The sequence below is a fragment of the Halomonas sp. genome (genome assembly GCF_031581305.1).
Lineage (GTDB): Bacteria > Pseudomonadota > Gammaproteobacteria > Pseudomonadales > Halomonadaceae > Halomonas.
Genome location: NZ_JAVLBC010000176.1, coordinates 1 through 6791, shown reverse-complemented (window position 1 = coordinate 6791; position 6791 = coordinate 1). Strand labels below are relative to the sequence as shown.

Annotated in this window: 3 protein-coding genes and 1 pseudogene; all 4 read right to left on the bottom strand. The window is 66.8% G+C overall.

Annotated elements, in window-relative coordinates; translation table 11 throughout:
* Window positions 1-134: 134 nt before the first annotated feature.
* Window positions 135-2783, bottom strand: coding sequence for a phosphoenolpyruvate carboxylase (ppc, locus tag RI841_RS13145; protein WP_310706072.1), 2649 nt, complete (start codon window positions 2781-2783; stop codon window positions 135-137).
* Window positions 2780-3685, bottom strand: a complete 906-nt coding sequence (gene mazG / locus RI841_RS13140) for a nucleoside triphosphate pyrophosphohydrolase (RefSeq protein WP_310706070.1) — start codon at window positions 3683-3685, stop codon at window positions 2780-2782. Before mazG ends, ppc begins: the two co-directional genes overlap by 4 nt.
* The gene (gene relA / locus RI841_RS13135) at window positions 3682-5967 is read right to left on the bottom strand and encodes a GTP diphosphokinase (RefSeq protein ID WP_310706069.1); all 2286 of its coding nucleotides are present in this window, start codon (window positions 5965-5967) and stop codon (window positions 3682-3684) included. Before relA ends, mazG begins: the two co-directional genes overlap by 4 nt.
* Window positions 5960-6791: pseudogene (locus tag RI841_RS13130) on the bottom strand (23S rRNA (uracil(1939)-C(5))-methyltransferase); the annotation flags it as partial. The gene relA and the pseudogene RI841_RS13130, both read right to left, overlap by 8 nt.

Sequence of the window (6791 nt, the reverse complement as noted above, 5' to 3'; positions counted from 1 at the left end):
CGTAAGCCGTAAGCCGTAAGCCGTAAGCCGTAAGCCGTAAGCCGTAAGCCAGAATCTTGCCACCGAGCTACGCAGTGGCAACGGTTTTTCTCAAAGCTTACAGCTTATAGCTTCCAGCTCCCGGCGTAGCCGGGCTATCCCGTATTGCGCAGGCCGGCGGCAATCCCCGCCATGGTCACCATCAATGCACGGGAGAGGTCCGCGCCGATCGCGCCGTCGGCGTCGCGATTACGCTGCAGGAGCTCGGCCTGCAGACCGTGCAGCGGATCGATATAGGGGTTGCGCACCTCGATGGCCTGGCGGATCAGTGGCGTCTTCTCCAGCAGCTCCTGCTGGTCGAGGACCTGCAGCAGCGCGTCGTGGAGTCGACCGAAGCGGGTGCGCAGCCGCTCCCCGAGTGCCTTGAGGGACGGCTCGTCGACCAGCCGGTGCTCGTAGTAGGCGGCGATTCCCACGTCGGCCTTGGCCAGCAGCATCTCCAGCATGTCCAGGTAGGTACCGAAGAAGGGCCACTGGTCGCGCATCTCGCGGAGCACCTCGAGACCACCCTCCTCCTCCAGCCGCTGGCTGAAGGCCTCGCCACTGCCCAGCCAGGCCGGCAGCATCAGGCGGATCTGGGTCCAGGCAAAGATCCAGGGGATCGCTCGCAGGGTCTCGACCCCACCGTCCTGGCGACGCTTGGTGGGTCGCGATCCGAGTGGCAGGCGCCCGAGCGCACCTTCCGGGGTCACCGATCGGAAATAGGGGACGAAATCGGGATCCTCGCGTACTACCCCCACATAGGCGCCGTGGGCCACCTCGGCCAGGCGGTCCATCTCCTCGCGCCATTCCGGCCGGGGTGCCGGCGGCGGCAGCAGGCTCGCCTCGAGAACCGCACAGGCATAGATCTCCATGGAGCGCAGGGCAATCTCGGGCTGGCCGAACTTGAAGCGGATCATCTCGCCCTGCTCGGTCACCCGCAGGCTGCCGTTCACCGAACCCGGCGGCTGGGAAAGGATGGCGGCGTGGGCGGGCCCGCCCCCCCGGCCCACGGTGCCGCCGCGGCCGTGAAAGAGCGTGAGGTCGACGTCGTGACGATCGCAGACCTCCACCAGCGTCTCCTGGGCCCGATACTGCGCCCAGGCCGCAGCCAACTGGCCGGCATCCTTGGCGGAGTCCGAGTAGCCGATCATCACCTCCTGACTGTCGCCGACCAGGGCACGATAGCCCGGCAGCGCCAGCAAGTGGTCGATGACCTCTCCAGCGTGGTCCAGGTCATCGAGGGTCTCGAACAGCGGTGCAATGGGCAGCCCGACCGTGCCGCCCACCTCCTTCATCAACAGCGCCACCGCGAGCACGTCGGAGGGCTGGGCGGCCATGGAGATGATGTAGGTGCCCAGCGCCTCACGGTGCTCGGAGGCGATGACCCGGAAGGTCTCGATGACCTCGCGGGACTCGGCGGAGCACTCCCAGCGCCGCGGAATCAGCGGACGCCGCGAGGCAAGCTCATTGAGCAGGAACGCCTGGCGCTGCGCCTCGTCCCACTCCCGGTAATGGCCGAGCGCCAGGTCATGGGTGAGCTCCTCCATTACCTGGGCGTGGCGGCTGGCCTCCTGGCGCAGGTCGAGCTTGGTCAGGGTCACCCCGAACACCGCCACGCGACGCAACGTATCGAGCAGCACGCCGTTGGCGATGGTGTCCAACCCCACGTCACACAGCGAACGATAGCAGGCCAGCAGGGGAGCATAGAGCTGGTCACGAGTCTCGATGATGGGACCGCCCTCGTGGCTGCGCCCGTCGAGCTCGGCCTTGGCCCAGTCGCGGGTTGCCTCGACCCTCGCCAGCAGGCGCTTGATCAGCTCACGGTAGGGCTCGGCCACCCCCCCCACCTCAGCCTTGAGCGCGCTGTTGGCCTTCCACATGGAGAGCTCGGCCTTGAGCTGCTCCAGGTCGCGCAGGTAGAGGTCCGCCGCCATCCAGCGCCCCAGCAGCAGCACCTCCCGGGTCACCTTCGACGTGATGTTGGGGTTGCCGTCGCGGTCGCCGCCCATCCAGGAGGCGAAGCGCAACGGCGCGGCATCCAGCGGCAGCCGTTCACCGGCGGTTTCCAGCAGCAGGTTGTCCAGGTCACGGTGGAAGTCGGGCACCGCATGCCACAACGAGTTCTCGATCACCGCGAAGCCCCACTTGGCCTCGTCCACCGGCGTCGGTCGCTCGTGGCGGATCTCGTCGGTGTGCCACGCCTGGCTGATCAGCTCCTCCAGGCGACCCTGGGCACGTGCCCCGCGCTCCGGGTAGTCGGCGGAAGACTCGATGGCCGTGAGACAGTCGTCGATGGCGTCATATTTCTGGATCAGGGTGCGACGGATGACCTCGGTGGGGTGCGCGGTCAGCACCAGTTCGACGCGCATGCCGGCCAGGGTCTCGACCAGCTTGCGCGGCGAGTGGCCGGCGCCCCTGGCCCGCTCGAGAAGCTCGGAGAGCACCGGCTGGGAGCCGGGCTTGTAGTCCTCGACCCGACGGAAGCGCGCGCGATAGTGCTGCTCGGCGATATTGGCCAGATTAAGAAACTGGTTGAAGGCCCGGGTCACCGGCAGCAGGTCACGGTCGGGCAGCTTGCGCAGGTACTCGATCAGCGCGCGCTGGCTGCCATCCTCGCCCTGGCGACCGCGCTTGGCGAAGCCTCGGATGGTCTCGATGCGGTCGACGAAGCCCGGTCCCAGGTCATCGGCGATGGTGCGGCCCAGGCTATCGCCCAGGATACGGACATTGTCACGCAGCGATTCGTGCAGGTCATGGCTCATGGCCGGAACTCTCCTTGCGGCGGTTCCTGAACGGGGGTGTCGCGATGCTTGGCGGCCTGCCAATGGCGCTCCATGGCCTCCAGCCCGGCCTCCTGCAACGGCACCTCGGCGGCGGCCAGCGCCGCCTCCACGTGACGGAAGCGCCGCTCGAACTTTGCATTGGTGGCACGCAGGCACTGCTCGGGATCGGCCTTGAGGGTACGCGCCAGGTTGGTCACCGCGAACAGCAGGTCGCCCACCTCCTCGGCGGCATGGTCTCGGTCTCCCTCTGCCAGGGCCTGCTCCACCTCGTCGAGCTCCTCGCGGATCTTGGCCAGCACGCCGCTGGCATCGGGCCAGTCGAAGCCGACCCGGGCGGCGCGCTTGGAGAGCTTGGCGGCCCGGGAGAGGGCCGGCAGGGTGCGGGGGACATCATCAAGCACCGATGCTCCGGTGGCGTCGGGTTCGCCACCGGAGCGGCGAGCCTGGCGCTCTTCGGCCTTCAACGTTTCCCAGCGCCCATGGATGTTTTCAAGTTCTGGGGCCTGCCGGCTCTCTATCTCCTCGACGCTGACGCCTGGCGGGCGGCGCGAGGCCAGGGTGCCGTCGGGGAAGACGTGGGGATGGCGGCGCAGCATCTTGGCGGTGAGGACATGCACCACCTCGTGGAAGTTGAAGCGCCCCTCCTCGGTCCCGAACTGGCTGTAGTAGACCACCTGAAAGAGCAGGTCGCCGAGCTCGCCGGGCAGCTCGTCCCAGGCCCTCCGCTCGATGGCGTCGGCGACCTCGTAGGCCTCCTCCAGGGTATGGGGCACGATGGAGTCCCAGTCCTGCTTGACGTCCCAGGGGCAGCCCTGTTCGGGGTCGCGCAGCACGGCCATCAGCTCGAGCAGGTCGTCGATGTCATAGCGAGACTCACTCATGTCGTTCTCCTCTTGCGCTTGCCCGATTTGCCCTGCCCGCCTCCGCTGCGCAGGCGACGCACCTCAATGACGTTGGGCAACTGCTGGATGCGCGAGAAGAGACGTCCCAGGGTCTCCAGACCGTCGACCTCGACGGTGATGGACAGACGCGCGATGCCATCCTCGGTATCGGTGAGGGTATTCACCGAGAGCACGTTGACGCGGTCATTGCTGAGCACGCCGGTGACGTCGCGCAGCAGTCCCGAACGGTCCCAGGCCTGGATCTCGATGTCCACCGGGTATTGGGTGCGAGCGCGCTCGCCCCACTCCACCTCGATGATACGCTGGGGCTCGTCCAGTTGTAGCTGGAGAATATTGGGACAGTCCTGGCGGTGCACGGTGACGCCGCGCCCCTGGGTAATGAAGCCGACGATAGGCTCGCCGGGCACGGGATGGCAGCAGTTGGCCATGCTGGTCTTGAGGTTGCCTACGCCGAGCACGGTGATGTCGCTAGCGGTGCCCTTGCCCGGGGCCTTGCGCGGCTTGGCGAGCAGGCGATCGAGCTGTTCCTGGTCATCGCTCTCGCCGAACAGCTGCTGCGCCTGGTGCAGCACCTGGCCGATGCGCAGATCGCCTGCACCCAGCGCCGCGTACATGTCGTCAGGGGTGGGGTAGTTGACTTTTTTGGCCAGGCGGGTCAAGTCCATGTCCTCGATGTCGAGACGCTTCATCTCGCGCTCGAACAGCGCCCGGCCCTCCTCGAGGTTGCGGTCGCGGGCCTGCAGCTTGAACCAGGCCTGTATCTTGGCCCGCGCCCGGGAAGTCCGCACATAGCCCAGGTTGGGGTTGAGCCAGTCGCGGCTCGGCCCGCCCTTGCTGGCGGTGAGAATCTCCACCTGCTGGCCGGTCTTGAGCCGATAGGTGAGCGGCACGATGCGGCCGTTGACCTTGGCCCCCCGACAGCGATGGCCCACCTCGGTGTGCACCCGATAGGCGAAGTCGATCGGCGTGGCGACCCGGGGCAGGTCGATCACATGGCCGTCCGGGGTGAAGACATAGATCCGATCCGGGGCCACATCACTGGTTAACCCCTCGCGCAGGTCGCCGAAGTCGCCCACCTCCTCATGCCACTCCAGCACCTGTCGCAGCCAGGCGATCTTCTCCTCGTAGCTCGCGCTGCGTGCGCTGGTGTCGTGGCCCTTGTACCGCCAGTGGGCACAGACCCCGAGCTCGGCTTCCTCGTGCATGGCGAAGGTACGGATCTGGATCTCGAGCACCTTGTTCTCGGGGCCGAGCACCGCGGTATGCAGCGACTGGTAGCCGTTCTTCTTGGGGTTGGCGATGTAGTCATCGAACTCGTTGGGGACGTGATGCCAGCGCGAATGAACGATGCCCAGCACCGTGTAGCAGTCGGCCACCTCGGGGACCAGGATACGCACCGCCCGGATGTCATGGACCTGAGAGAAGTCGATGCGCTTGCGCTTCATCTTGCGCCAGATCGAGTAGATGTGCTTGGCACGCCCGTCGACCTGATAGCGACTGATCCCCTGGGCGGACATCAGCGACTTGAGGGTCTCCACCACCTCGCTGATGTAGCGGTCTCGGTCCAGACGCTTCTCGGCGAGCTGCCGAGCGATGGCTTTGTACTCCGCCTCATGCAGGTAGCGAAAGGAGAGGTCCTCGAGCTCCCACTTTAGGTGGCCGATGCCCAGACGGTGAGCCAGGGGGGCATAGATGTCGAAGACCTCACGGGCCACCTGCAGGCGCTTCTCGCGCGGGGCATCGCGCACCTGTCGCAGGGCGCAGGTGCGCTCGGCAATCTTGATCAAGGCAACGCGGACGTCATCGATGAGGTTGACCAGCATCTTGCGCAGGTTGTCCTGTTGGTCGTGCTGGCTCAGCCCCTGGCTGGGCACCTGGAAGGTGCTGATGGCGGCCATCTGCAGCACGCCGTCGATGAGACCGGCGACCTCGTGGCCGAAGCGCTTTTCGACCTCCTTGAGGCCGATCAGCTCCTCGCGGACGGCGCGGTAGAGTACCGCGGCTTCCAGCGCCGGCTGGTCGAGCTTGAGCTCGCCCAGAATATCGGCCATCTCCAGGCCCATGCGAAAGCTCGAGCCATCCTTGAGCCAGGCCTTGTGCGGGCGGCCGGACGACAACTCCAGTTGCTGGGCCAGCTCGCAGATACGAAGCATCTCATCGACGTCGCGCAGCTTGACGTCGTCCTGCAGGCGCGCGAGCCACTGGTCGATATCGACCCTCCCGTCCCGCGTCAGCGGCTGCTCTTCACGCACTTTAACCATCGCATGATGCTCCTTGGGCCTGCTGCGACGAGCCGGGGTATTCGAACAGCAGCATGGATTCCAGATGTGAGGTGTGCACGAACATGTCAGCCACGGCCGCATGGCGGATACGATAGCCACCATGCACAAGATGTGCCGCATCCCGGGCCAGGGTGGCCGGATCACAGGAAATATAGAGCAGACGCGACACCGGATGTTCCACCAGTGCCCGGCTCACGGCCTCGGCTCCTTCCCGCGGCGGATCCAGCACCACCACCTCGGGGACAGCCTCTTGGAGCAGGGCGCGCACCGCCGACGGCACGGCGAGATCCACCTGGCACGCCTCGACATCCAGGCGCCGCCCTGATGAATTGTCGCGGGCATTGTCGCCCAGTCGCGCGACCATCGCCGGGTTGCCCTCTGCCGCCGTCACCCGGGCACCGGCAACGGCCAGTGGAAGGCTGAAGTTACCCACACCGGCGAACAGGTCCAGCACGCGCTCGCCGGCAGCCAGCGGCGACAACCAGGACAGGGCCGTGTTCACCATCAGGCCATTGACCTCGGCATTGGCCTGCAGGAAGTCCCCTGGGGCGACACCCAGGGAGAGCGCCCCTTCAGGCCCCGGCACCCGACAGCGGAGCACCGGTGCGGAGGTCAGCCAGCCGAACTCGGGGGCCTCGCGGCCCAGCCAGCGCGCCAGGTAAACGCCATGGGCCTGGGCGAAGGCCTGCCAGCGCCGGGTATCCCCCGGATGGTCGCGCAGCTGGCGCACGACCACCACGACGGTCTGATCGCTATGGAGCAACTCGAGGTGCCCCACCTGGCGCGGGGCCTCGAGGTCTGCC

Excerpts from the sequence above, each read along its gene's own strand:
- mazG (WP_310706070.1), bottom strand. The coding sequence starts at position 3,685 with ATGAGTGAGTCTCGCTATGACATCGACGACCTGCTCGAGCTGATGGCC.
- ppc (WP_310706072.1), bottom strand. The coding sequence starts at position 2,783 with ATGAGCCATGACCTGCACGAATCGCTGCGTGACAATGTCCGTATCCTG.
- relA (WP_310706069.1), bottom strand. The coding sequence starts at position 5,967 with ATGGTTAAAGTGCGTGAAGAGCAGCCGCTGACGCGGGACGGGAGGGTC.